This window comes from Corynebacterium limaceinasi (assembly GCF_046717465.1).
In the GTDB taxonomy this organism is placed as follows: Bacteria; Actinomycetota; Actinomycetes; order Mycobacteriales; family Mycobacteriaceae; genus Corynebacterium.
This window is the reverse complement of the sequence record NZ_CP177100.1, coordinates 868,852-894,598: the sequence shown is the minus strand read 5'-3', so window position 1 is coordinate 894,598 and position 25,747 is coordinate 868,852. Positions and strand designations below refer to the sequence as shown.

Annotated in this window: 22 protein-coding genes; 10 read left to right on the top strand and 12 right to left on the bottom strand. The window is 60.3% G+C overall.

The window, feature by feature from the left end; all coding sequences use genetic code 11:
* Positions 1-34: 34 nt before the first annotated feature.
* Positions 35-904 carry a patatin family protein gene (locus tag ACLI1Q_RS04480; protein ID WP_239269155.1) on the bottom strand — a complete coding sequence of 290 codons (870 nt, stop codon included), beginning with the start codon at positions 902-904 and terminating at the stop codon, positions 35-37.
* Between the two features lie 74 nt (positions 905-978).
* On the opposite strand from ACLI1Q_RS04480, the gene ACLI1Q_RS04475 reads away from it, so the two are divergent.
* Positions 979-1,383, top strand: a complete 405-nt coding sequence (locus tag ACLI1Q_RS04475) for a hypothetical protein (RefSeq protein WP_411697108.1) — start codon at positions 979-981, stop codon at positions 1,381-1,383.
* The gene (locus ACLI1Q_RS04470) at positions 1,383-1,922 is read left to right on the top strand and encodes a gamma carbonic anhydrase family protein (protein WP_239269157.1); all 540 of its coding nucleotides are present in this window, start codon (positions 1,383-1,385) and stop codon (positions 1,920-1,922) included. The genes ACLI1Q_RS04475 and ACLI1Q_RS04470 overlap by 1 nt, the downstream gene beginning before the upstream one ends.
* Positions 1,923-1,929: 7 nt before the next feature.
* Here the strand turns inward: ACLI1Q_RS04470 and ACLI1Q_RS04465 are convergent, their stop codons facing one another.
* Complete coding sequence (locus ACLI1Q_RS04465) at positions 1,930-2,583, bottom strand: hypothetical protein (protein WP_239269158.1); 654 nt, start codon at positions 2,581-2,583, stop codon at positions 1,930-1,932.
* A 184-nt stretch (positions 2,584-2,767) separates the two neighbouring features.
* On the opposite strand from ACLI1Q_RS04465, the gene ACLI1Q_RS04460 reads away from it, so the two are divergent.
* The 3 genes from ACLI1Q_RS04460 to ACLI1Q_RS04450 are packed head-to-tail and all read left to right on the top strand — an operon-like array spanning position 2,768 to position 6,945.
* Positions 2,768-5,146: an MMPL family transporter gene (locus ACLI1Q_RS04460; RefSeq protein ID WP_411697107.1), complete on the top strand. Its 2,379-nt coding sequence runs from the start codon at positions 2,768-2,770 to the stop codon at positions 5,144-5,146.
* Positions 5,139-5,738, top strand: coding sequence for a TetR/AcrR family transcriptional regulator (locus tag ACLI1Q_RS04455; RefSeq protein WP_239269160.1), 600 nt, complete (start codon positions 5,139-5,141; stop codon positions 5,736-5,738). The genes ACLI1Q_RS04460 and ACLI1Q_RS04455 overlap by 8 nt, the downstream gene beginning before the upstream one ends.
* A 25-nt stretch (positions 5,739-5,763) precedes the next feature.
* Complete coding sequence (locus ACLI1Q_RS04450) at positions 5,764-6,945, top strand: DUF6882 domain-containing protein (protein WP_239269161.1); 1,182 nt, start codon at positions 5,764-5,766, stop codon at positions 6,943-6,945.
* Here ACLI1Q_RS04450 and ACLI1Q_RS04445 read toward each other — a convergent pair.
* Positions 6,935-7,969, bottom strand: a complete 1,035-nt coding sequence (locus ACLI1Q_RS04445) for a 3-hydroxyisobutyryl-CoA hydrolase (protein WP_239269162.1) — start codon at positions 7,967-7,969, stop codon at positions 6,935-6,937. The genes ACLI1Q_RS04450 and ACLI1Q_RS04445 overlap by 11 nt on opposite strands.
* A gap of 68 nt (positions 7,970-8,037) precedes the next feature.
* Here ACLI1Q_RS04445 and ACLI1Q_RS04440 point away from each other — a divergent pair, with 68 nt between their 5' ends.
* Both ACLI1Q_RS04440 and ACLI1Q_RS04435 read left to right on the top strand, forming a co-directional pair.
* Positions 8,038-8,835 carry an HAD family hydrolase gene (locus tag ACLI1Q_RS04440; RefSeq protein WP_239269163.1) on the top strand — a complete coding sequence of 266 codons (798 nt, stop codon included), beginning with the start codon at positions 8,038-8,040 and terminating at the stop codon, positions 8,833-8,835.
* A gap of 138 nt (positions 8,836-8,973) precedes the next feature.
* Positions 8,974-12,153: an acyltransferase family protein gene (locus tag ACLI1Q_RS04435; RefSeq protein WP_411697106.1), complete on the top strand. Its 3,180-nt coding sequence runs from the start codon at positions 8,974-8,976 to the stop codon at positions 12,151-12,153.
* 225 nt (positions 12,154-12,378) lie between these two features.
* Here ACLI1Q_RS04435 and ACLI1Q_RS04430 read toward each other — a convergent pair whose 3' ends face one another.
* The 4 genes from ACLI1Q_RS04430 to ACLI1Q_RS04415 all read right to left on the bottom strand — a co-directional run bounded on the left by ACLI1Q_RS04430 (position 12,379) and on the right by ACLI1Q_RS04415 (position 17,028).
* Entirely contained in the window at positions 12,379-12,702 is a 324-nt protein-coding gene (locus tag ACLI1Q_RS04430; protein ID WP_239269165.1) for a putative quinol monooxygenase, read from the bottom strand.
* Between the two features lie 100 nt (positions 12,703-12,802).
* Complete coding sequence (locus ACLI1Q_RS04425) at positions 12,803-13,381, bottom strand: hypothetical protein (protein WP_239269166.1); 579 nt, start codon at positions 13,379-13,381, stop codon at positions 12,803-12,805.
* Positions 13,382-13,519: 138 nt separating this feature from the next.
* Entirely contained in the window at positions 13,520-15,253 is a 1,734-nt protein-coding gene (locus ACLI1Q_RS04420) for an alpha/beta-hydrolase family protein (protein WP_239269167.1), read from the bottom strand.
* A complete protein-coding gene (locus ACLI1Q_RS04415) occupies positions 15,220-17,028 on the bottom strand; it encodes an ABC-F family ATP-binding cassette domain-containing protein (protein WP_239269168.1) in 1,809 nt (602 codons plus the stop codon). The genes ACLI1Q_RS04420 and ACLI1Q_RS04415 overlap by 34 nt, the downstream gene beginning before the upstream one ends.
* 91 nt (positions 17,029-17,119) lie before the next feature.
* Between ACLI1Q_RS04415 and ACLI1Q_RS04410 the strand changes: the two genes are divergently transcribed.
* A complete protein-coding gene (locus tag ACLI1Q_RS04410; protein WP_239269169.1) occupies positions 17,120-18,451 on the top strand; it encodes a hypothetical protein in 1,332 nt (443 codons plus the stop codon).
* A gap of 51 nt (positions 18,452-18,502) precedes the next feature.
* Here ACLI1Q_RS04410 and ACLI1Q_RS04405 read toward each other — a convergent pair whose 3' ends face one another.
* The 4 genes from ACLI1Q_RS04405 to ACLI1Q_RS04390 all read right to left on the bottom strand — a co-directional run bounded on the left by ACLI1Q_RS04405 (position 18,503) and on the right by ACLI1Q_RS04390 (position 22,715).
* Positions 18,503-19,483: a 4-(cytidine 5'-diphospho)-2-C-methyl-D-erythritol kinase gene (locus ACLI1Q_RS04405; protein ID WP_239269170.1), complete on the bottom strand. Its 981-nt coding sequence runs from the start codon at positions 19,481-19,483 to the stop codon at positions 18,503-18,505.
* Positions 19,483-20,343, bottom strand: coding sequence for a 16S rRNA (adenine(1518)-N(6)/adenine(1519)-N(6))-dimethyltransferase RsmA (rsmA, locus tag ACLI1Q_RS04400; protein ID WP_239269171.1), 861 nt, complete (start codon positions 20,341-20,343; stop codon positions 19,483-19,485). The genes ACLI1Q_RS04405 and rsmA overlap by 1 nt, the downstream gene beginning before the upstream one ends.
* Positions 20,344-20,430: 87 nt before the next feature.
* Positions 20,431-21,606, bottom strand: a complete 1,176-nt coding sequence (locus ACLI1Q_RS04395; protein WP_239269172.1) for a transglycosylase family protein — start codon at positions 21,604-21,606, stop codon at positions 20,431-20,433.
* Between the two features lie 269 nt (positions 21,607-21,875).
* Positions 21,876-22,715, bottom strand: coding sequence for a TatD family hydrolase (locus ACLI1Q_RS04390; protein ID WP_239269173.1), 840 nt, complete (start codon positions 22,713-22,715; stop codon positions 21,876-21,878).
* Positions 22,716-22,740: 25 nt separating this feature from the next.
* Here ACLI1Q_RS04390 and ACLI1Q_RS04385 point away from each other — a divergent pair, with 25 nt between their 5' ends.
* A complete protein-coding gene (locus ACLI1Q_RS04385; protein ID WP_239269174.1) occupies positions 22,741-23,235 on the top strand; it encodes a GNAT family N-acetyltransferase in 495 nt (164 codons plus the stop codon).
* A 10-nt stretch (positions 23,236-23,245) separates the two neighbouring features.
* Positions 23,246-23,746 (top strand): GNAT family N-acetyltransferase, encoded by a 501-nt coding sequence (locus tag ACLI1Q_RS04380; protein ID WP_239269175.1) that lies wholly within the window; start codon positions 23,246-23,248, stop codon positions 23,744-23,746.
* A gap of 93 nt (positions 23,747-23,839) precedes the next feature.
* On the opposite strand, the gene metG is transcribed toward ACLI1Q_RS04380, so the two are convergent.
* The gene (metG, locus tag ACLI1Q_RS04375) at positions 23,840-25,672 is read right to left on the bottom strand and encodes a methionine--tRNA ligase (RefSeq protein WP_023028548.1); all 1,833 of its coding nucleotides are present in this window, start codon (positions 25,670-25,672) and stop codon (positions 23,840-23,842) included.
* Positions 25,673-25,747 lie beyond the last annotated feature (75 nt).

The following is a 25,747-nucleotide window of genomic DNA, read 5'->3' as shown; positions in this document are numbered from 1 at the left end:
GGAGGGCGATCTCACACCACCGTGCAGAGGTGAGCTAGTCCAGCAGGAATTCCTTCCACTTTGGCCACTCGGCATGGGTTTGTGCCTTGCCTGCCTGGTAATTCGCGCGCAGCTTATCCACGTTGCGTTCGGTGGAGGCCACCTGCATGTCTTCTGGGAAAAACAGCTGCGCCTTGCCCTGGCGCTCTAACTCGAGGAGCCGGTCCTTGGCCGCGTTATAGATGGGTGGGCGGCCAATGAGGGCATCGGCAATAGCGGGGTACTTGCGGAAGATGCGGCGGGTGATCGCCGGGCGCGCAACCTCAGGGCGGACATACCCGCGCGGCTTGGAGCCGATAAAGAGGAATTTCTCGTAGCCGGCTTCTTCCGCCTGCTCGATGGTAATGCCGCCGGATGAGCCCAGGGCACCGTCCACATAGGGTGAGCCACCGATGACGCGGATCGGCATAAGCAGCGGCAGCGTGGACGAGGCGCGCACCCGCACGTACAAGTCCTCTGGTTCCTTCACGTCCTCGCGGGTCCAATACACGGATTCGCCGGTATCGGCCCGCGCGGCGGCGAGCACCATATCCGCTGGGTGCTTGCGGTACGCGTCCCAGTCAAACGGCATATCTTTATCCGCGGAGCGCTCATAGATATATTCCGCGTTGAAATAGCCATTGCCGCGCACCAGCGAGCCCACGCCACCGAAGCTGGGGTTATTGACAAAATCCGTGAAGGATTCCTCCGCGCGCTTGGCATCGTGCGAGAGGTAATTGACCGTGTGGGAGGCGCCAGCTGAGACCCCGCCTACCCATCCAAAGGTGACGTTTTCCTGGATGAGTTTGACTATGCAGGCGGCGGTATAGGAATTGCGCATCCCGCCGCCTTCGATCACGAGGGCGGTGTTGCTGGCATCAATCATGGTCTCCCATAGTACGCGCGGCGATGTTACAGCGGTCAACCCGCTACCTGGCTGCGCGGCTAGACTTAAGGGCTATGGGATTATTGGATGCTCTTGCCAAGCTCACCGGGAATGGGGCGCCGCAGTTGGCGCGGCCCGATTCCGCGGCGACGACCGTGCAGGTGGACCGGCTGGATATTAGGACCGCCGGCCAGCTCATCATCATTATCACCGGCCGGCAGGGCGCGCGGGCCCTTGATGAGCTCGCCGCCTCGCGCGAGTCCGCGACCCTCATCTCCCCCACCACCACGGCGCATTTCCCCGCCATGAAGACGGACGTGCTGCCGGTCAAAGACCCCAAGCACGGCTGGATCATCCCCATCACGCCAACGCTGGCGGGCGCGCTTTCCCAGGCCGAGCTTGCGGGTGCTCCGCTTGCCGATGCCCCAGCTTCCAGCGAGTACGAGCTATCCCCCAGCCTCGCGGTGGTGGTGGAATAATGCCCATCTATTCCTTTCAAGGCAAGCGCCCGCGCATCCACCGCAGCGCCTGGATCGCGCCGAATGCCACGATCATTGGTGACGTGGAAATCGGCCCGGATTCTTCCGTGTTTTATGGCTGCGTGCTGCGCGGTGATGTCGGCCCCATCCGTATTGGCAGCCGGTGCAATATTCAGGACAATAGCGTTGTCCACGTGGAGCGGGCGGCGCCGTGCGTCCTTGAAGACGATGTCACGGTAGGCCACATGGCCATGCTCCACGGCACCCATGTGGGCGCTGGCAGCCTGGTGGGCATGTCCGCTACCCTACTGTCTCACTCCACCATCGGGCCCGGTTCGCTCATCGCCGCCGGCGCGGTGGTGCGCGAGGGCGCGGATATCCCGGCGCGTTCCTTGGCCGCCGGCGTCCCGGCTACCGTGCGCCGCGCGCTTTCCGCCGAGCAATCCGCGGCGTTTATCCCGCACGCCGCGCGCTACGTGGACATAGCTAAGCAGCAATCCGGCACCGAACTGACGCTGGATGATGTTTACTTTGACTAGCGCATCCTTATAGGTTCACGACACCCATGATGATGAGGAAGGCGGCGACGACATAGCCGCTGATGAGCGCGACCCGCGTGCTGTTTTCGCGCGCCGCCGCAAAGACTCGGCCCGCAGCTGAGTCTGGGTGGGCGCGCACCACGGCAATAAAGAGTCCGCACACCACCGGCAGGGAAAGAGCCAGGGTGGCGTACCACAGCAGGCCGCCGTATTGGGCGGCGAGCGACAGATCCTCGGTGGCCAAGAACATAAGGCCGAAATAAAACGGCACGGAGGTCAGCGATTGGACCACGCCCATCACAAAGCCGATGAGCACGGTGACGAAAGAGGGCGTGCGCAGCGGCTGCAGCATGCGCCCGATCAAGGCATTGGGTTTTCCTTGGGAATGCCAGGCGGCGAAGGCCAGGGCGATACCGACGATGATGAGGATGCCGCCGGCAATCGGTGACTCCAAGATGGCCGCGATCTGCTCGCGCACGCCCAACAGGACGAACATGACCACGGCAGCGGCGGTAAGAACTCCCAACCAATCGCCCAGGATGACCAGGCCTGCGATCCAGCGGTACTTCCCGCGCGGGAGCATGATGCCGATGGCCACAAGGATGCCAATGAGCAAGGCATTGACCGAATCCAAGAGGGCGAAACTTACCGCGTGAATCATGCGCGATAGTCTACCTATCCTTCCCGCCACCCTGTGCTCTCTGGCCGCGCGTGGGTTATAGGTCACACTAAAGAGCTACTATGCCCATCTGCACCTTATTTTGCGCCATATGTGCAGGATTGCATAGACTATGCACGATTTTAGAAGCAGCGCCCACCTCTCTCACTCGTAAAGGAGATCGCCCATGTCCAGATTCCTCTACCGGCTGGGAAGCTGGTCCTACCGCACGGTATGGCCCTTCCTCGCCTTCTGGCTCATCGTCCTGGTGGCAATGGTCGTCCTCACCGCCGGCTTTGCCAAGACCCCGAACCCCAACTTCGCCATGCCGGAGATGGACTCCACCACCACTCAAGAAGAGATGATGGAGCACTTCGATCAAGACACCGATGCCATGAGTGCCCCGGAGGGCACCGTGGTCATCCAGGCCCCTGAGGGCAAGGAGCTGAGCGATGATGCCGTTGCCGGGGACATCGACAAGCTGCTCCAGGACCTCAAGGACACCGGTGCGCTGAAGAACGAGGATGAGCTGGTCAGCCCGGTCCTCACCGCCGCCGGCATGGAAAAGCAGATGGGCGAGCAGATGCGGGCCCAGGGCATGCCCGAAGAGCAGGTTGCGAAGAACCTGCAGCAGCTGTCCCCGCTGAGCGAGGATAAGACCACCGGCACCGTCACCATCGCCTTCGATGCCAAGGACGTCATGGACATCAATGATGAAGATATGGCTGCGGTCACGGATGTCCTGCACCAGCACGACGGCGAAGGCCTTTCCGTTAAGTACCAGGGCAATGCCTTCGCGATGGCCGATGCCGGCATGAATGGCAGCGCCGAACTCATCGGCATGGTGGTTGCCGCCATCGTGCTGCTGGTGACCTTCGGCTCCTTCGTAGCTGCCGGCATGCCGCTAATTTCCGCCGTCATCGGCGTGGGCATTGGCATCCTCGGCGTGCAGCTGGCCACCATCTTTACCGATACCGTCTCCGATATGACCCCGACGCTGGCCTCCATGATCGGCCTGGCCGTGGGCATCGACTATGCCCTATTCATTGTCAACCGCTTCCGCAATGAACTCATCACCTCCTCCGGCCTGAATAACCTGACGCCCAAGGAACTGGCCAAGGAGCTGAAGAAGATGGAGAAGGGCACCCGCGCCCACGCCATGGGCATGGCGCTGGGCACCGCCGGCGGCTCCGTCGTCTTTGCCGGTACCACCGTGGTCATCGCGCTGGCAGCCCTGACCATTATCGGCATCCCATTCCTGTCCACCATGGCTATCGCCGCCGCGGGCACCGTGGTCATCGCCGTGCTAGTGGCCAATACCTTTTTCCCCGCGGTGCTGGGCCTGCTGGGCACCAAGATCTTCGCCGGGCGCGTGCCCGGCCCCAAGGTTCCAGATCCCGAGGACGAGAAGCCAACCATGGGCCTGCGCTGGGTCCGCCGCGTGCGCGCCCACCCGTGGCTGCACCTTGGCGTGGGCGTTATCGTGCTTGCCATCCTCGCCATTCCCTTTGCGAATATGCGCCTGGCCATGCCCACCGATGGCTCCGCCAAACCTGGCACCCCGCAGCGCGAGGCCTACGAGATGTCCGCAGAGGCCTTTGGCCCCGGCCGCAATGCCCCAATGATCGCCTTTGTGAACGTGGAGGGCGTCTCCGAGCAAGACCGCATGCCGGCCTTCCAAGATCTGCTCCACAAGTTCAACGACACCGAAGGCGTGGACAACGCCCAAATCGTCCAAACCACGGATAACGGTGATGCCGCCCAGATCATGATTACGCCGACGACAGGTGCAACCGATGAGGAAACCACCGAGACCTTGGAGCGCCTGCGCGAGTACCAGGGCGAGTTTTCTAAGGACGGCGGCTCCTACGGCATTACCGGCATCACCCCGATCTTCGACGATATTTCTGAGCGCCTCAATAGCGTTCTTGTTCCCTATGTGGCCATCGTCTTAGGCCTTGCCTTCATCGTGTTGATGCTGGTCTTCCGCTCCATCTGGGTTCCGCTCATTGCCGCCGCGGGCTACGGGCTGTCAGTGGCCGCCACCTTCGGAATCACCGTTGGAATCTGGCAAGAGGGCATGTTCGGCCTCGTCAACGATCCGCAGCCGCTGCTGTCCTTCCTGCCCATCATGCTCATCGGCCTGACCTTTGGCCTGGCCATGGACTACCAGGTCTTCTTGGTCACCCGCATGCGCGAGGGTTACGTCAGCGGCAAGACCGCCGCCAACGCGACCTCGAATGGCTTTAAGCACGGCGCGCGCGTGGTCACGGCAGCAGCGCTCATCATGATTTCGGTCTTTGCGGCGTTTATCCTGATGGACGAGCCATTCATTAAGACCATGGGCTTTGCCCTGGCTATGGGCGTGCTTATCGATGCCTTCGTTATCCGCATGATGGTCATCCCCGCCACCATGTTCCTCCTAGGAGACAAGGCGTGGTGGTTCCCCAAGTGGTTGAATAAGATCGTGCCTAATATGGATATCGAGGGCGAGGCCCTGCACAAGGAACGCGAGGCGCTCCTGCACTTCCAGCACGACAAGGTAGGAAAGGTTCATCGTGACTAGTTTGCGCGAATCCAAGAAGCGAGCAACGCGCCAGGCCATGTCCGATGCCGCGGCCCGCCTCGCCTTGGACGGCGGCGCTGAGGCAGTCACGGTCTCCAATATCACCAGCGCCGTCGGGGTCTCCCCGCGCACGTTCCACAATTATTTTTCCTCGGTGGCCGATTCCCTCTTGCACTACACCGCGGATGTCCTCGAGGCATTCGCGGCGGATATTCCCACCGCCTTTCCCGGCGAGCCCATCTCTTCGGTCTTGGAATTAACGCTCATTGATGCCCTCGACAACGAATACATGGAGCTGCGCTCGCTGCACAGTCTGTTCAAAATCGGTGAGGCGATGGAAAACCTCAGCCACACCGCTGAGGAAAAGAAGAAATTCGATAGCGTCACTCACAGGATCATCGCTGCTTTTCAAGAGCGCTACCCCGAATATTCGACCTTCGAGCTCACCGTCATCTTGAACGCGTGCGGCAGCACCGGCAATGCCTGCCAGCAAGAGCTGAAAAGGCGCTGCGAAGGTGGCAAGCCCCCTAACAAGCAGGAACGCGATGAGTTGGTGCACCACGCCTTTGCCACCCTGCGCGGCCTTGCCTGAGGTTTCAGTATCCTCGTAAGCAATTATGGATACTTCGAATTCGCTTGCCCAGGCCACCCGCGATGCCTGCTTTATTCAGGCGGGCCTTGATGCCGCCTTCCGGGCCCGCCTGGGCGATACCACCGATGTGGAATTTAATTTCCTCACCCCCTCGACGGATGCCGAGGGCCGCCTTAACCACAATCAGCCTGTGGAGATCCGCTGCAGCTCATCCTCCGGCGTCAAAGACTTCCAGGGCACGCGCATCGCCGTCATCGATCGCGCCGGCTCGCCCACCTGGCGGTGGGCGATGCAGGCGGAAACCGATCTGCCGCAGGGCGGGGATGACCCGGCTAAGTTTATCCCCCTCGCCCGCCTCCTGGCAGGCAATGCCCCGGTGCTGCGGGCGCGGCAAGGCGATCATGAGGCGATCATCGCCGTGGATTTCCATCCGCGGCTCGACTTTCCCACCAGCATTGCCGCGGGGCTTCGCCGCAGCTCGCCAGATACTGATGAGCGGCGCGCGGTGCACGAACTCGCCCACCACTTGGGCATTACGGTCGCGGAATCTGCCGCGGATGCTGCTACGGAGACCGCCGAGCATTTCTCCGAGGGAACGACGCTGCATTTTTCTAGCGCACTGGGCGCACCCCAAATCACGGCCATCGAGCCGGGCATGAAGGCTACTCGCATCATCGAGGATGCCTTTTATTACGGCATGGAGCACCAGCTGTACTTCCAGGGCAATTTCCCCGAGGCCACGGTGCACCTCGATCTGGACGGTGCCACGGCGAAGATCCGCCACTCTGGCGGGAAAGACGAGGCCACGGCGGTGCTCATCGCCACCATTTCGGAGGATCAATTCCTGTGGTCCTGGGCCGATCCCGCGGTCAAGGACACCGCGGCCGCGCACTCGGCAGCCAACCTGTACCGCTTCGGCATCGATCACCGGGTACCGGCGTTGATCCGGCCCGCGCTGCCGCTGGACTACGCGCGCGCCCGGCAGGTACCGCAGCTAGCCCTGCCCATCCTGGGCATGTGGACGCTGGTGGGCACCACGCTTGCCGATGGCCGCGTCGGCCTCGCCCTCCTCGATTCCGAGGCGCTGCATCTGCCGCAGCCCACGTCAGCGGCCACGGAAGCAACGCTCGCGGCGACCCCGCCCCGAGAGATCAACGAGGCGCAGGCCCGATCGGCCTACGCCTCCTTCCGTGGGATTAACCTTTAGCTAATACGTCGCGGATAGCGTCTACATCCACCTCCGCGACGCTTGCGGGGTTAAATGCCGCGTCATTGGATTTATCCACCAATACCGCGCGCACGCCATCGGAAAAGTCATCGCGGCGATACATATAAGCGCCGAGTTTCTTTTCCAGCTCGAGGGCATCGCGAATGCTCGAGCACTGCGCCTCTGCCCGGTAGAGCTCCAGCGCGGCCACGATGGAGGTTGGGCAGGCCTGCGCGATGAGCTTTTCTACCAGCTCCTTTAGTTCCGGGTATTCCTTAGCGGCCGCGGTGATGTCCTGCCAGGAATCGTGGCGGAAGCTAGCCTCGATTCCCTCGATGAGCTCTGCAAGTGGGGCCTCGTCTTCCGGCTGCACGGAGTGCTGTTCCAGCGCGGCATCAATGCCTTTGTCAATGACGTCGTTAGCAAACGCATCGCCGTCTTTGACGTAGTCAGTGGCCAGCCCGCTCCATACGAGGTCTGCGGCGTACATGCGGTAGCCGGTAATGCCCCAGAACTTCGCGAGTTCTGGCGAGGCCTTGCCGCGCGTACCCACGGCATTTTGGGAGGCATAGGCCATACCCACATCCGTGACGTAGCCAATATTCATCTCGGGCATGGAGGCGAAGGTCTTGTCCGTGACCACGCAGTGCGAGCCGTGCGCGGATACGCCAAGCCCGCCGCCCATAGCGATGCCATCGACCAGCGCGATGACCGGCTTGGGGTATTCCGCAATATCCCCGTTGAGGGTGTATTCCGAGGCAAAGAAGTCATCCACCTCGTCGTAGTTGCCGTCGACGATGCCATCGCGGGCCAAGCGGACATCGCCGCCCGCGCAATAGGCCTTGGGGTTGGTAGAGGTCAAAAGGACCTGCTCTACCTCGTCATCGGCACGCCACTTATCCAAGGCAGCGGCGATGAGATCGATCATTTCTGGGCTCAGGGAGTTGAGAGCCTTTGGGCGGTTGAGCTCAATGACTCCGGTATGGTTGCGGATTGAGGACACGATAGGTGCATCATTAGTCATATCCTCTATTGTGACACACAACTCATATACCTAGCTACCGTTTGCGACTTCACAGATAGGTCTTAATTTTGCTTCCACAGCTTATCGCCCTAGACATGGACGGCACCCTGCTCGATGGAAACGGCGACTTGCCGCCAGGATTCACGGCGACCAGCCAGCGCGCAACCGAGCTTGGCGTCACCCTCGTTCCGGCATCTGGGCGCCAGATCGCCACCCTGCAACAGATGTTTCCCCATGAAGAGACCTTTATTGCAGAAAATGGCTCCGTGGTCGTGCACAATAACGAGCTGCTGAGCACAACTCCCCTGCCGTCATCGGCCGTCCGCGCTGCGGTGGCAGCGCTCGACGCGGTAACCCAACCCCACACCGTGGTGCTGTGCACGCCGGCTACGGCGTTTGTGGAAAGGGGCATCGACGGCCAAGCCTCCGCCGAGATCTCCAAATACTATAAATCCATCAGCTGGGTGGATGACCTGCACGATCTGCTCGATGAGGAGATCATCAAAATCGCGGCCTTCTGCGCCGATGGTAGCGAGAAACACCTCCACGATCCGCTGCGCGAGGCTGTGCCCGAACATAATATTGCGGTATCTGGGGCGGTGTGGCTCGATGTGATGGCGGCCGGGGTCAATAAGGGCGTGGCGCTAGAAACCATGGCGTCGCTGCTAGGTATCCCCCAATCTCGCACCGCAGCGTTTGGAGACTTCCTCAACGATTTCGAACTACTCCAGGCCGCTGGAACCGCCATTGCCATGGACAATGCGCACCCTAAACTCAAGGCCATCGCAGATACCATCGCCCCACCCAATACCGAGTATGGGGTGCTGACAGTGCTTAATCAGCTTTTTGCCAGCAAACAGGATTAGACTCTTTTCTTTCAGCATCTATCCGTAAGATATTGCCAATTTCCCGCGCCACGCCGTGCTCTCTACTTTGAGTAATGGCGCTGCTCGCGGTCTAAAATTGGCCGATTAGTACATTTTCGTAGTGCAATGGGAGTTCATGTGAATCGTTTTCTGCGCTCGCTGCTGGGGAAGAAAGATTCCGAGCGTAATGAGGCCACGCCGCCCACGACGCGGCAATCAGATGGGCCTACAGGTGATTCCTCCACTGGGGCTTCCACGCCTGAATCCGGTATCCCTACGGGGCCGGATCCACATGCCCGCAATAATCACGAGGGGCGCACGGAACACCAGCCGCCCACCTCGAACGCACAGGACGGCACTAAATCCTCGCAGACACAGCCCACGGATCCTACCCGTGGGTTCGCTCGCCAATCCCGCCAGGTGGGTAACCCCACGCCTCAAGACAAAAAGCCTTCCCGAAACCAGGGCGCACAGACCCCCAAATCCGCTGCGGCCAAAGGCTCTGCCCAAGACAAGCAGAATAATTCTGCCCAGAAGAAGACCGGAGCAAAGCCACACCAGCAGGTAAAGCCGGCCACGCCCAAGAATCCACAGAAACCGCAGCAATCAGCCGCCGAAACGAAGGAATTTCCCGCCAGCCCCGCCGGTACTTCCCGCGCGTCCGGGACCTCTGGCGCCTCTCGAACGTCCACTCCCGCCGGTTCCAAGAATTCTTCCCGCTCCAATAACTCCGCTGGCACTCCTCGGCCTTCCGACGCCAACCGGTCCACCGGCTCTGCGAAATCCTCCGACTCCACCCGGACTTCTGGCGCTACTCGGTCCACCGAAACCGATCGGCCCACCGGCACCGGCTCCGCGAAGCCTTCCGACAATACTAAGAACTCCGCGCAGGGAACCGCGGAATTTCCTGCCCAGCAGTCGTGTCCTGCCCAAAGGCCAGAGCAGCGCAAGCCCGAACAACACAAGCCTGAGCAAAGCAAAGCCCAGCCGCGCAAGCCGGAGCAGCGTAAGCCAGAGCAACGAACATCTGGGCAGCAACAACCTGTTCAGCGTGAGCAGGAGCAGCGTCAGCAGGAACAGCGCCAACCGGAGCAGCAGGCATCCGGAGCCGGGCGTCAGAAAGCAGAGCAGCGCAAGCCTGCGCAAAAGTCTGCCTCTGCGCAAGAACAAAAATCAGGGATTCCTGCTGGGCAAAAGGCCGCCGCTATGGGGGCTTCTCAGCCCCAGCGCATTCCTGCCGAAGAGAACGCGCGAGAACAACAGCCTGCAGCCGATCACTTTGCAGAGAAGTCATCTTCGCAGGGCAAGCAGGGCGCCAATAAATCGAAATATGCCTTGCAGAATCAACAAAACGACTCTGAAGTACTCGCAATACCGCCAGAGGATAAAAACGTGCGCAAGAAGCGGCACGCGCGGCTACGCCAAGTCAAGGGCCTTGATGGCCTGCGCGGCCTAGCCGTTGTCGCTGTGGTCTTATACCACTTTTTCGGTGACGCCCTACCCGGCGGCTACTTGGGCGTGGACATGTTCTTTGTCCTCTCTGGCTTCCTTATTACATCGCTCCTCGTGCGCGAATACCGCACATCCGGGACGATTAGCCTGAAGGACTTTTGGGTCCGACGCTTTAGGCGCATCCTGCCGGCTGCCGTCACCGTGCTCGTTTTCTGTACGGCAATCGTTGCGTGGGTTGGCGGAGATTTGGCCGTCGGCCTGCGTCAGCAATTCTTCGGCACCCTGTTCTTTGTCAATAACTGGACGCAGATTGCCACCTCGCAATCCTATTTTGCTGATAACGAGATCCAGGTATTCGCCCACTACTGGTCACTCGCCGTAGAAGAGCAGTTCTACCTCATTTGGCCGCTGCTCATGCTGGGTATTTTCCGCATCTCATCGCGCCAGCCGCGCCGCCTTCCAGTCGTGGTCTCCAGCGTGCTGGGGCTTGCCTCTTTCGCGGCCATGTGGTTTATCTTCACCCCAGGCGAAGACCCCACCCGCGTGTACTACGGCACGGATACCCACGCATTCGGCCTGTTGACCGGTGCAGTCCTCTCCTTGTTAATGACCTCTACGAAGTCCGATCCCAACGCGGATTCCTGGGCCACCACCGGCAAGGTAGAAACCCGCGCCGCCGGCATCATTGGCTTCTTGGCGCTTATCGGCTACGTTGCGCAGCTATTCCTCATGCCTGACGACGCCGAATTTACCTACCGCGGCGGCCTTTTCCTTACCAGCATCCTTGGTGCCCTCATGGTGTGGGGCGTCATCCACGAGTATGGCCCGATGACGCCGCTGTTTAGGACCAAGGTCATGCGATGGTTCGGTCAGCGTTCCTTCTCGCTGTACCTCTGGCACTGGCCGGTCATCATGATCTTGGAGGCGCTATTCCACGGCAATCAGAACTCTGAGGACTCCTGGATTCTAGGCTTGATCGCCATCCCCATCTCCCTGATCCTCTCAGAGATCTCTTATCAATTCATCGAGAACCCTTTCCGCCGCGGCGGATACAAGAAGACGTGGAAGAGCTACTGGGCCTCGCGCCCGAGCTTCAGCGAACTCAAGGATGGCTTTGGCAAGGCCATGTGGCCAGTGGTCCCATTCTTGGTTGTCGCCTCTCTGGTTGGTGTTGTCTACGGCGTGGTCAATTCCAGCGACAAGACCGAGTTGGAGCAGCAACTCAACCAGCTCCAGCAGCAAAACGAAAGCAATAACCCACCTCCACCGGAGGTATCCGCTCCGTCGACAGCATCGACTGAAGACGATAAAGACGGGGCGAAGGAAAAGGATGACGCCAAGACCCGCCCCATCCCGAAGGGAACGGACATTACCGCGATCGGTGATTCGGTGATGCTGGCGGCTAGTGATGCCCTCAGCCAACGGTTCCCTGGCATTTATATCGATGCCCAGGAATCCCGCCACTACACGGTGGGTATCCAAATCCTTCAGCAAATGAAGGATGCCGGTACGTTGCGCGATACCGTATTCTTGGGATTCGGTACCAACGGCGCCGCCCAGCCAAATCAAATCAGCCAGGCCATGGACATCATCGGCAAAGACCATACCGTGGTAATGGTGGTTCCCTACGGTGACCGCGAGTGGATGGCGCAGTCCCAGCAGGACGTCATCGACGCCGCCAAGGAATACGACAATGCCTATATCGCTGACTGGTGTGGCTACGCCGAAAATAATCCGGACATGCTCTACTCCGATGGCGTCCACCCGCTTCCCGAAGGCGCCACCGGCTATTCCGACGCCTTCTACGACGCTCTGAAGCAATATTCCAAATACGACAAAAGCGTGTCCTCACAATGCCAGGCTTAACAGAGAGCGCGGCGGTAGGCAGTTAGCGCATGTGCGCCGGCTTCCTACCCTGGCCCCTTCCTCGCCCGCCCTTCGCGCTCGCGGGGTGGTTCGATCTCACCGGGCGGGTTCCCCGCCCGTGACCGTGAAGAGCGGGGTTAAAAGTTCTGACTCGTAGGTGAACGCATAAATGAAGACCGCACCCATAGTTCACATGAGTGCGGTCTTTAGTATTAGGCAGCGAGATTAATCGACGGCGAACTCGCCCATCTTGTCCCAACCGGTGCGTCCATCGATGTGGACGTTGATGATGTCTGGGGTCTCTACGAGGTACTTGGGGAATTCGTCGCAGGCGCGCTTGAAGTGCTCGCCCTGAACGTGCTCTACGTCCTTACCATCAGCGTAGGACTCGAGCAGCAGGAAGCGCTGAGAATCTTCCGGATCGCGGTACCACTTGAAGTCGATGCAGCCAGACTCGGCGTTGCAAGCCTCGGTGTACCAGTTGATCTCATCAAGGAAGGTATCGGCGTATTCAGGCTTTACGCGGAACTGTACGTTAATCAAAATCATGCCCCCGATTCTACCAATGATGTGTCCACTACGTCATGGCTGCTCTGCCATGCGCGCGGACCTCGGAAGAATCGGGGGCAGGTTCCGCGGAAGCTAAGAACTAGTTGAGGAAGTACTCCGCGATGTAGATGAACTCGCCATCAAAGGCGGTAGCGACGCCATAACCGTACTCGGGTCCGGGGGTTACTTCGAGGCCTCGGTTGAACCAGTTGAGGCGCTCTTGGGCTTGCTCTTCGGACAGACGGTAGACGTTGCCCTGCCCTTCTTCAGTGTGGGTCACGCCGCTTGCCACATCGCCGTAGTACTTTAGCTCACCATTTGCACCCTGGTTTGCCCATTCCTGCGCGATAGCGCTTGCGGTCTCATCCGGGTGGTGGCCAGCCTGGGCTAGGTGATCAGCGGTGGCTACCTGCAAGTCAGCGGCAACCTGCGGGGCTTCGAAGGCCTCAGGCTCCGGTGCGGCTTCAGCCGTAGGCGCTTCTTCCGCTGCTACTTCTGGTTCAGCTTCGGGTGCGGCCTTTAGAAAGCTGGGCAAAGTAACGTTGTACTTTTCAGCAAGGGTAGACACCTGCTGAACCTGCGGGACCGCGTTAAGCTCCGCAGAAGCCACTGCCGTGGTGCCAGACAGGGCGAGTACGGTGGTCAGGACTGCTGCGGTGGCGCTTCGAATCGGCTTCATAATTTTCAGCCTGTCATAACTTTTCAGAGGGCGAAAGCATATCGCCGGTTCCACCGCACTTCGATATGGCTTTGTTATAGAAACGGCGCTCGGTGAGTTCTCGGCTACCTCGCGGTAGTGAAGAAGCCTCCAGGAGGCCTAATAAATACCTACATCGAGTTCATCGAATTGCCGCTGCAGCTCCTCCGAATCAATGGAGCGGGCAACATCGGGCCCGGCGATGGCCGCAAAGCCATCGAGGACAGAGTTCCCGTAATTATGGCCCACACCATCGGGAACATCCTTGGCTCCGGGTAGATCCGCGGCAACTTGCAGGTAGGTAATAATAGGCATCCACTGCATCACGCGTTCACGGGAATAGGGGGTATCTTCTTTCATCCAATCCGGCTCTTTGAAGGCCAATTCGGGCGACCACCAGCTCACTGGATCGGAAGGATGCTGAATATACAGCATGCGGGTCCTGCCCCACTCCTCTTCCGGAACGCGTCCCCAGCGGCGGACTTGGTCCACCTCGTTGGCAAAGCGAACCACGAGGCCACCGGCGTAGACCGGCGAGATTTCCGTGGACCCGGGATCGCGGCGCTCCACAAACTGCGAGCGCAACTGGTTAAAGTGCGGCGGGCCAGTCAATAAGATGCCATCGACGGAATTGGCAATATCGCGCACGCCGGAAAAGGCTGCCTCGATGCCGGTTGTGCCTAAGGACTCGCCGTAGAGGTAGAGCTTGGGTCGGTCATCTTCTGGCAGTGAATTCCACCAGTCCACGATGGGGTTGATGAACTCTTCCCCGGCGCGCTCTACTTGGCCGCCGCCGCCAAGGAAGTGGAATACAGACGGCATGGCGGAATACTGTGCTGCGGCAATGGCGGTATCCCCTCCATAGAGTAGTTCGAAGGCTTGCGCGGAATAGGACGATACCCAGCCGGTGCCGGTAGGCATGGTCAACAGGAGGGCCTTGCGGTCTTGGGCGTGGGTGCGCTCGAGTTCATCGATAAGCAGCTGCGCCCGCCCTTCATTAGAGTCGCGGTTACCCAGGCCGGCGTAGGCACGGATGGGTTCTTTGGCAGGTTTCCCGGTCACCTGTTCTAGCTCGGCCTTATGCGCGCCGGAGCTGAGAAACCGGGAGCCTTGCAGGCCGACGCCGTTCCAGTCGACATCGGAAGTAGGCGATCCGGAGCGCTCACTCAGGGTGGGGCGCTGAGTGTCCGGATCGGGGTCGGCGTTCTGGGCGGTAAATACCCTATCGCCCAAGCCCACGATGGCACCGGGAATGATGTTTTCAACGGTGTAGATAGCGATAACCGCAATGATAAGTACTGCCCCGAGGCGGCGGTACGTGGAGCGGAACCGCTGCGGGAAGCGCCGCGCTAACCAGCGCACCAGAAAGATAATGGAGCGCAGGATGAGCAGGAAGACGGTAAATACCGCCAGCGCCAGGGGCACCACCAGCAGGTAGCTAGACATGGACGGCGCGGGCACGGAATATACGCTCGCGAGCTCGTGCTGCCAGCGCACGGCGATAATGACGAAACCGACCAGCCAGGCTATGAACGCACCTGTGGCGATGCGCGCGAGCAACCGGTAGTGCTTTGGCTCCCATGCGGAGGCGGCAAGCCAGGGATACTTATCCGCCCATTTGCTCACGACGAAGCGGTACCACACCAGCTTCACGCCGATGCCCACCACGTAGCCGAACCCGGCGGCAAGGCCCGAAATCAGGCCTTGATAGGGCCAATCGCGGGGCAAAATGGACGGAGTAAGGCCCAGCGTAGACAGAATGGCGGCGCCGATAATGCCCCACGGATCGAGGTGGCGGACAATATCGGCGATGCGAGCTTCTACTGCTCGAGCTTCTCCCCTAACTCCAGCCATTCCATCTCCAAATCCTCATAGGTGCTGCGATTGTCCTTTAATTCCGTATCGAGGCGAGTCATCGCTTCGGTATCGACTTCTTCTGCCGCCGCGGCCAATTTCTCATTGATCTGCGCGGCGGATTTTTCCAGCTTCTGCATCTTCCGCTCAAGCGCGTTCATCTTCTTGGTGATTTCGCGCTCTTGCTGGGAAGAAAGCTTCTTTTCCGGCTTCGGCGCCGGCGCGCCCGTCTTCTTTTCTCCCAGGTTTATAACCCCTGTGTTCTTGCCGGCCTCAATTTCTTCGCGCTTGCGCAGATACTCGTCGATGCCACCGGGAAGGTTCGTCAGGTTGCCATCCCCAAACAGCGCATACGTATTATCCGCAATGCGCTCGATCAGGTAGCGATCGTGCGAAATGACCACCAGGGTACCCGGCCACGAATCGAGCAGGGATTCCAGTTCCTGGAGCGTATCGATGTCCAGGTCGTTGGTGGGCTCATCGAGGAGTAAAACATTGGGTTCTGCCATGAGCACGCGGGTGAGCTGGAGGCGGCGGCGCTCGCCACCGGAAAGATCACCGACCGGGGTGCGCTGGCGCTTGGCGGAAAAGCCGAGGCGCTCGGCCAGCTGAGAGGCGCTGAGCTCCTTTTTGCCTAGCTGCACGTAGGTGGCAACATCCTCGACGGCATCGAGAAGCCGGCGCTGCGGATCCAAGTCATCGAGTTCCTGGCGCAGCCAGCCCAAGCGCACGGTTTGGCCCTCGATGCGCTTTCCGGCCGCAAGCTCGTATTCGCCAGCCAGTGTGCGCAGCAGCGTGGTCTTTCCGGAGCCATTAACACCCACGAGGCCGATGCGCTCGCCTGGGGCCAGGCGCCAGGTGAGGTGATCGACCAAGGTGCGGCCATCCGGGGACTTCACCGTGGCATCTTCTAGCTCGATGACCACCCGGCCCTGACGCTGCTTGGAAAAGGACATGAGCTCGACTTTGTTGCGCGGCTCGGGGACATCAGAAATAAGCGCTTCCGCAGCCTCAATCCGGTAGCGCGGTTTTGAGGTACGCGCCGGTGCCCCGCGGCGCAACCACGCCAATTCCTTGCGGGCTAAGTTTTTGCGGCGCTGTTCCATCGCATCGGCCTGGCGGGCGCGCTCGGCGCGGGCAAACGTCCAGTCGTTGTATCCGCCCTCATATGCATCGACCGTGCCGTCGTGCACCTCCCACGTCCAGGTGGCGATGGTATCGAGGAACCAGCGATCGTGGGTGACCACGATGACGGCGAGGTTGCGCTTGAGCAGGTGATCCGCCAGCCACTGGACGCCTTCCACGTCAAGGTGGTTCGTGGGCTCATCGAGCACCACCAGATCTAAATCCTGCACCAACGCGGCCGCGAGGTTCACGCGGCGGCGCTCGCCACCGGACAGGGAGCTCACGGGAGTATCCAGCCCTAGGTCCACGATGCCGAGGCCACCGAGCACATCGCGCACCTTGGCATTGGAGGCCCATTCGTAGGTCTCGAGCTCGAGGGGCTCAATGATCGCCTGAGCGATGGTGAGCTCTTCGGGCAGATCAAAGCGCTGCGTCACCACGGCCATGCGCAGATCCGAGGTGTGGGAAACGCGGCCGGAATCCGGCGGCTCGATGCCGGTGAGCACTTCCAGCAGGGTGGTCTTACCGCCGCCGTTAACGCCCACGATGCCGATGCGATCCCCGGTTTGCACGCCGAGGGATACCCCATCAAGGAGGCTTTTTAAGCCATAAGACTTGGTGACTTGCTCGAGGTTAATCAGGTTTGCCATAACAGGGACTCATCTTAATACCTCCCTACCGCCACCCCCGCATTCCCAAACATGTTGCTACCGAATTTCACTTGCAATACTCTGCGTGTGTATGAAGAAGCACACACTTACCCTCTGCACTATCCTCTCTGCCTCAGCGCTCACCATCGCTTCCTGCTCGGCGCCGGAAGAAGACACCGACGCCCAAAACACCAGCGAATCCACCACCGCGGAAAGCCACGAACATGACCATGACCACGATCATGACCATGACCACGATCACGAGGGCCACTCCCACGACGGCATGGAGGCAGAAGAAGGACAGACCGAGGTAGCCCAGCTTCCCACGCGCATCGTCTTCTCCCACGCTGATGGTCTGACCACCTACGATGCCAAATCTGGAGACGTCCTCGATGAAGAAGAGATGAATGCCTTCCTTCGCCTCAATGACGCCGGCAACGACCGCCACGTCATGGTAACCAAGGGCGATAACTTCCTCACCTACGACACCGGCCTCATCACCAAGGCCCACGGTGACCACAACCACTACTACACCGCGGATCCGAAGCTGGGCGATGACAAGATTAAGGCGCCCCACGCTGGCCACGTAGTCCACCACGATGGTTTTACCGCCCTATTTTCTGATGGCGATGGCGTAGCCAAGATTTATAAGACCGAGGACATCGGCTCCAAGGACGCCAAGCCCGTCAACACCGTCAAGACGGGCGAGGCGCACCACGGCGTGGCCGTCCCGCTTGAGGATGGCTCCGTGGTCATCACCAAGGGTACCGAGGACGAGCGCCACACCATCCAGCACCTGGACAAGGACGGCAAGGTCTTGGATGAGACCACCAAGTGCCCCGGCGTCCACGGCGAAGCAGCCGCTGGAAATGGAAAGCTCTTCTTTGGCTGCGAAGACGGCCCCGTAGTCTTTGACGGCTCCAAGTTCCACAAGGTGGACGTCTCCGATTACGCCGGTGCCGATGGCTACCAGCGCTCCGGAAACGCCGCGGGTTCTGAGGAATCGAACGTCATCCTGGCCGATAATAAGACCGACAAGGACGCCGAGTCCGAGCACCCCACCTCCGTGACCCTGATCAATACCGAGGACTACTCCGCCAAGAAGGTGGACTTGAACGGTTCCTACTGGTTCCGCTCGCTGGCGCGCGGCCCAATGGGCGAGGCCCTGGTGCTGACCACCGATGGCAAGCTCAATGTCATCGACCCAGACTCCGGCGAAATCACCAAGCAGATCGACGCGATTTCCAAGTGGAAGGAAAACGAGGAATGGCAGCAGCCGGGCCCGATCCTGAAGGCCGCCAATGGATATGCCTACATCACGGATGCGCAGAAGAAGGAGCTCGTCGTCATCGACCTCTTGCGCGGTAAGGAAACCGACCGCTACGAGCTGGACTTTGAGCCCACCGAAATGGCCGTGCTCTAAAAATCCAGCACTCTAGTGCTCGTGCTTGGCGATGCCCCTACTCGCCCTAAGCTAGAGCACTTCCGCACCCGCAGCCGGGCCCTGGGCTACAACGCCCTTGGTGCCCGGTATTTCTATGCTGACCTGCGCTGCGACTTCCTCCGCATCTTCCTTCGAAGCACATAAGAAGGCGCAGGTGGGCCCGCTGCCGGAGACGATGCCATTGAGCGCACCCGCATCCATGCCTGCCTCCAAGGTCTTGCGGAGATCTGGGCGCAGGGATAGCGCGGCGGGCTGCAGGTCGTTGTGCAGGTGCGCCGCCACGCGGTGGGCATCGCCGGAGATAAGCGCCTGGGAAATCTCCGTCGTATCAAGCGCCGGCGCGGTTACCCGCCCTGCATCACGCAATTCATCGAGTTTGCTGAACACACTTGGTGTTGAGAGCCCACGGTCAGAAGCGATCAGCGCCCAGTGATAGGTGCCCCTGGTCATCATGGAGGTCAACTGCTCCCCGCGCCCAGTACCAAGCGCTGTGCCGCCCAGCAAGGTAAACGGCACATCGGAGCCGAGGGCGGCGCCCAAGGCATTCAGAATGTGATCTCCTACCGAATCAATCCCGTAATAACGGCCGTAGCAGCGCTCCGCAAGGCGCAGCGCCGCCGCGGCATCCGCGGAACCGCCGGCCATGCCGCCGGCGGTGGGAATCGCCTTGTGAATCTCAAGGCCCACCTCTGGAATCTTGATGCCGCCGCGGGTGACATACAGGTGCTGCATGATGCGGTCTACCGCAGCCCAGGCCAGGTTCGTATCGTCCTCGGGCACGCCCGCCGCGTGCGGACCGGATACCTTGAGGTACTGCACGCGGGGCTTATCCACTTCGGCATTGCCTAAATCAGTCAGCGTTACCGTATCGTGCAGGCTCAAAGACTGAAAGACCGTGACCAGCTCGTGAAAGCCATCCTCCCGCGGTTCCGCCACGCCAAGGTGCACATTGACCTTGGCATGCGCATGCGCGGTATAGGTAATCGGCTCGTTTCCGTGTGGTGCGCTCACTATAGTCCTGCCAATCGTACAAAGTCTGCAACAGCGAGCTTTTCCCCGCGCTGCTTCGGATCGATTCCGGCCGCGCGCAAGGCCTCCTCGGCGGCCGCGCCGGAGCCATAGTGGCCCGATAGCGCGGCGCGGAGGGTCTTGCGGCGTTGGGCAAAGGCGGCATCGACAAGCGGCCAGACCGCAGCGCGCGCGGCATCGTCAACCGGCCAAGGCGGGGTATCGAAGACATCGATGCGCACCAAGCCGGAGGCGATATTGGGCGCGGGCCAAAAGACATTCTTACCAATGGTCCCCGCTTGGCTCACCGCGCCATAAAAGCCGGCCTTCACAGAAGGCACGCCGTAGATCTTGCTGCCGGGCTCCGCAGCGAGGCGCTGCGCCACCTCCAGCTGCACCATGACGAGCACGCGGCGAATGGAGGGAAAGGTTTCCAAAAAGTGCAGGAGCACCGGCACCGCCACGTTATAGGGCAGGTTGGCCACCAGCGCCGTAGGTGCCGCGACATCTTCGCTGGTCACGCGCAGCGCGTCCTTTTCCACCACGCGCAGGCGCTTAGCGTAGTCCGCCGCTCGCTCGCCCACCGTTTCCGGCAGCTGCGCCGCCAGGCGCGGATCAATCTCCACCGCGGTGAGATCCTCAACGGTCTCCACCAACCCGAGGGTCAGCGACCCCAACCCAGGGCCGACCTCCACGACGCGGTCTGTGGGTTCCAGGTCCGCCGCCGCGATGATGCGGCGGATGGTATTGGGGTCGTGGAGAAAATTCTGCCCCAACTTCTTGGTGGGCGTGATATCCAGTTTCTCCGCTAAAGCTCGGATTTCTACTGGGCCTAAAAGCGCGGCGCCCGGGGAATCAGTCATGTTTTCTAACCTAGTAGAAGAATGCAGAAAATCGCACCCCGCGCCGTAATGACGCGGGGTGCAGAGTGCGCGGTGCTGTGCGTGCTTTTAGCGCAGCCCCAACTTAGAGGTACATGCAGGCCATGCGCCCCAGCCCTGGGAAGCCTGTACCTTCTGTGCCACGGCGATCTGCTGCTCGCGGGTGGCCTGCCATGCCTCGGGCGCGTATTCGGTGCCCCCAAAGCCAGCCCACGTGGAAGGCGTGAATTGCAGGCCGCCGGAGAAACCATTTCCGGTATTGATGGACCAGTTACCGGTGGACTCGCACTGCGCGATGGAATCCCATACGGAGCCATCGGCCACGGCGGGGGCTGACGCACCCGAGTTACCGCCTTGCGGCTCCGGCTCCGCCTGCTTGGTGCCGCGGGCGATGGTCGCAGGCTTTGGCCCTACAACGACCTCGTCCTTGATGACCTCTTCGGATTCCTTCTTGCCATTATTCAGGGTTACCTTGCGGGTGATCTCGCGCTTGCCCTTTTCGCCCTGTTCGCGCACCTCTTCGGCGCCGGCTTCCAGTTCGGGGTCATCCACGAAATGCGGCTCGGCGTCGAATTCCTCAGTGACATCCTCGGTCTGAATGTCGATGCGTTCTACCTTGATAGACATGCCCTCGGTGACCTTTTCTTCCTTGGCTGGGAAGACGCGGTCATCCTCATCGAGCTTAATACCGCGCTCCTTGAGGACATCGCCCACGGTCTTGGCGGCAATCTTGGTGTAGGTATTCTTGCCACCATCGTTGATCTTGATGATCTTGGGGGAAACGACCTCTAGATCCATGCCGTCTTTGAGCTGCGCATCTTTATCCACGTCATCCTCGCCAGACTTCACGGCGGCTCCCGGGTTTACTCCCTGCAGGTTATTGAGCAAATCAGACACGGTGAGATCGGTGGTAGAAAGCTGCTGCTGTTCACCATCGATGGACACGGCGACCGGCTTGGCGGTGCGCACGGAGATTTCATCACCATCGGCCACGGACTCAGATGGTGCGGGCGAGACGATATCTTCTTCGCCCACCTGGACGCCGGCGGCCTGCAGGGCGCCGTCCACGTCCTCGGCAAAGGTGGCCAGCTCTACCTTGTCGCCGTTGACTTCTACGACCAAGTCTTTCTGCGCGGCAATCGCCACGACACCGCCGACGGCGAGGGTGCTCAAGACGCCACCCGTTGCCAGGCGCAGGGGCAGGGAACGTGAATTATTGATGCGCTTAATGTGGTGAGGTGCCATGTGTAGTTAATCTCCGGTGGTGCTGTCTATCCAGTATCACAATTGTTGCCGCTGGCTAAGGAAAACCAGCGGCGATGCCGCGCTGCTCCACTGTGAACCGGCGCGGCGGGAAGGTAGAGGCGTAAAGCCTCAACGAACAATCAATAACAATACGATAACGAGTAGGGAAAGTCGAGAAGCGGTGCGCCACAGTTATAACGGGCGAAAACAGTTGTCACATCCAGCACCCATACCACCAGCGACCAGCGGATTTAATTTTGTGACAATCCTCACTGTCCTGTCATGCTAATTCCATACACACGGTCAAAAGTCTCATTGACCTCCGCCGCCAATGCCTGAGTGGTTTGGTGGCGGGCCCGTGCAATGCAGTCATAGGTGTGCCCGATGAGGGACGGCTCATTGCGCTGCCCGCGGAACGGCTCTGGAGTCATAAACGGCGCATCGGTTTCCACCAGCAATTGCCCCGCCGGGGCCAGCGCGGCCGCCTGGCGTAGTTCCGCATTCCGCTTGAAGGTGACGTTGCCAGCAAAGGACAAAACGTAGCCGCGCTCTAATGCTTCTTCCGCCACCCGCAACGGTGAGGAGAAGCAGTGGAGCATGACGGTCTCAGGCGTGGGGGCATCGGCAAGAATGCGCAGCAAGTCTTGATCCGCCTCGCGGTTATGGATCATGAGCGTCTTGCCGGTGCGCACCGCCAGATCGATATGCCAGCGTAGGGATTCTTCCTGCTGGACCAAGCTCGCGGTGGTCTCCGGTTCGTGGTGGACCCAATAGGCGTCCATGCCGGTCTCCCCCACCGCCACGCACCGCGGATCCGCCACCATCTCCTCCAACGCGGCTTTGGTGGGCGCGTCTAGTTCATTCGCCCGCACCGGGTGGATGGCGCAGGCGGCATACACGTTGGGAAAAGCATGCGCGGTCGCAAGGGCCGCCTCGGACTCGCGGCGGTCATCGCCAACCGTCACCAGGCGGGATACCCCAGCAGCGCGGGCGCGGTTGACCAGCACCTCATCGGTATCTTTATGCGAGAAAAGGTGGGTATGTGCATCGCTGAGGCCGCTGAGCCCTGGGGCCGGAATGGGAGTAGGACGTGGCTTCTTTTTAGACATACCCGCAATTGTAATATTGGCAGCTATGTTGATCAGACCAGCGGACCTGAGCGATGTCCCCGCCATGACCGATACCCTCAACTGGGCCATCGAGCACACCGATGTCATCTTTAACTCCACCCCAGTCACCGTGGCTGAACGCGAAGAACACCTGCGCCACATCCAGGAACTGGACTGTCCCTTCCTCGTTGCCGAAACCGACGAGGGCGAATACTTGGGCTGGGCGCTCTATCACCCCTACCACGATCCCCGCATCTGGCAGGGCTGCTATGAAACCACGATTTACCTTTCCCCCAATGCCCAGGGCCAAGGCGTGGGCACCGCCCTTATGCGCGAGCTGGTAGACCGCGCCCGGGCGGATGACAAGGTACATTCGCTGCTCGCCCTAATCGTGTCCACTAATACGGCATCATTAAAGTTGCATGAAAAGTTCGGGTTTGAAAACGTGGGAACTCTCAAAGAGGTAACCTACAAATTCGATCACTGGCTTAGCCTCACTCACTTAGAACTTCTGGTGTAAAGGACTTTTAATGCATATTCGCCCCGCTGAGCTTGCCGATGCCCTTTCCATTTCCGCCATCTACAACGCCGCCTCCGCCGCTAAACCGGCCAATAACCTCATTACCTGGCAAGAAGAGGTTGCAGACCGCGAGGATTGGCTGAAGGACATGTCCAAGGCGGGCTCGCCTGTGCTTGTCGCCGTAGACGATGATGAAATCATCGGCTGGGCCGCCTACTTTCAATTCGTCACGCCCGCCATCTACTACGGCACCGTCGAAGATTCCGTGTACATCTCCCCCTCAGCCCAGGGCAAGGGCGTGGGCTCTGAGCTTCTCGATGCCCTCATGGACATCGCCGCCGACGATCCCTATATCGAGACCATGATTACCTACATCGTCGATACCAATGCCGGTTCCATCGCGCTGCACAAGAAGTTTGGGTTTAAAGAAACCGGCCGCATGCCCAATATCCACACCAAGCACGGCGTACGCCTAGGCCTGGTTCACCTGCAGCGCGATTTCCAGCACTAGGCAGAACTTTTAGGCATAGCAAAAGCGCGGTGGCCTCCCCTTTTTCATAGGGATTGGCCACCGCGCCTTCGTATCTACGCTGGGGTTACCGAGCTAGTTCATCACCGGCGCCCATTCCGGGCCGGTCTCGCCGAGCTCTGGATCCAGCTTGGAAATAAGCGGCTTCGGCTTTGCCAAGGTCGTACCCGGTGCCACCTGGATGCGCTCCCACTTGGCCTGCTGCTGGGTGTAGTCACCCATAATCACCGGATATTCGTGGTTTTCTGGCGGAAGGCCCGCACCCACGAGCTCAACCGGGATATCGTCCTTAACCTCGCGCACCTCAGGCTGCGCGGCCCATTCGCCGGTGCGGCCCAAGGTCTCGTGCACCTTCTGCGCGGTAAACGGCAGGAACGGGGTGAGCATGACGTTGCAGTCAGACACGACTTGCAGGGCGGTCCACAAAACGGTGGCCAGGCGCTCGCGCTGGGTTTCATCCTTGGCCAGCTTCCACGGCTCTTGGGAGGCAATATATGCATTCGCCTCGCCCACCACGTGCATGATGGAGACGATGGCCTGTTTGAACTTGGATTGCTCCAGCAGGTTACCGGCGGTGGTAAAGGTCTCCTCCGCCAGCTGCAAGATGGCCTCGTCGCGCTCCTCCAGGGCCGCCGGAACCGGAACCTCGCCGAAGTTCTTGTGCGCCATGGACACGGTGCGGTTGACCAGGTTGCCCCAGCCATTGGCCAGCTCATTATTGACGCGGCGCACGAATTCATCCCACGTAAAGTCCGCGTCGTTGTTTTCCGGGCCAGCCACGGCGATGAAGTAACGCAGCGGATCCGGGCCAAACTCCGCCAGGAAGTCCTTAACGTAGATCACCACGCCCTTGGACGAGGAGAACTTGGAGCCGGACATCGTCAAGTATTCCGAGGACACGATTTCCGTGGGCAGGTCCAGCTCGCCGTACTGGTGCAGCTCGCCGCCCTTCGAGCCCTTGCCCGCATAGCCCAACAATTCCGCCGGCCAGATCTGCGAGTGGAAGGTGATATTGTCCTTGCCCTGGAAGTAGTAGTGGCGGGTTTCTGGGTCCTGCCAGAATTCCTTCCACGCCTCCGGCTGGCCGGTGCGGTGCGCCCACTCGATGGAGGCGGACAAGTAGCCCACGACGGCATCGAACCACACGTACAGCTTCTTCGCGTTATTGTCCTGCCAGCCATCCACCGGAATGGGAATGCCCCAGTCGATATCGCGGGTCATGGTGCGCGGGCGCATATCCTCCAGCAGGTTGAGGGAGAACTTCAGCACGTTCGGGCGCCAATCTTCGCGGGTAGAAAGCCACTTTTGCAGCTCGTCCTTAAGCGATGGCAGATCCAGCAGGAAGTGCTCAGTCTCTACGAACTGCGGGGTTTCGCCGTTGATCTTGGATACCGGGTCAATGAGGTCTACCGGATCCAGCTGGTTGCCGCAGTTATCGCACTGGTCACCGCGGGCGCCATCCGCGCCGCAGATGGGGCACGTGCCCTCGATATAGCGGTCCGGCAGCGTGCGGCCGGTGGATGGAGAAATTGCCCCCTTGGTGGTCTCTTTCAGCATGTAGCCGTTCTCATTGAGCCCCTTGAACAGCTCCTGCACCACCGAGTAGTGGTTGCGGGTGGTGGTGCGGGTAAAAAGGTCGTACGACAAGCCGAGGTTGGCCAGATCGTTGACAATCTGGCGGTTATAGCGGTCCGCGAGTTCGCGGACGGATACGCCTTCCTTATCGGCCTGGACCAGCAACGGGGTGCCGTGCTCATCCGTGCCGGAGACCATGAGTACGTTGCGGCCACGCATTCGCTGGAACCGGGCGAATACGTCAGAGGGAACGCCAAAACCAGCCACGTGACCGATGTGGCGCGGGCCATTGGCGTATGGCCAGGCAACATTTACTACTAAAGACTCAGTCATGGAGTCCAGTTTATCGAAGCACCTGCACGAACACACGTTGAGGGCACATTACCTCTACCACCGAAAAGCGCCCGC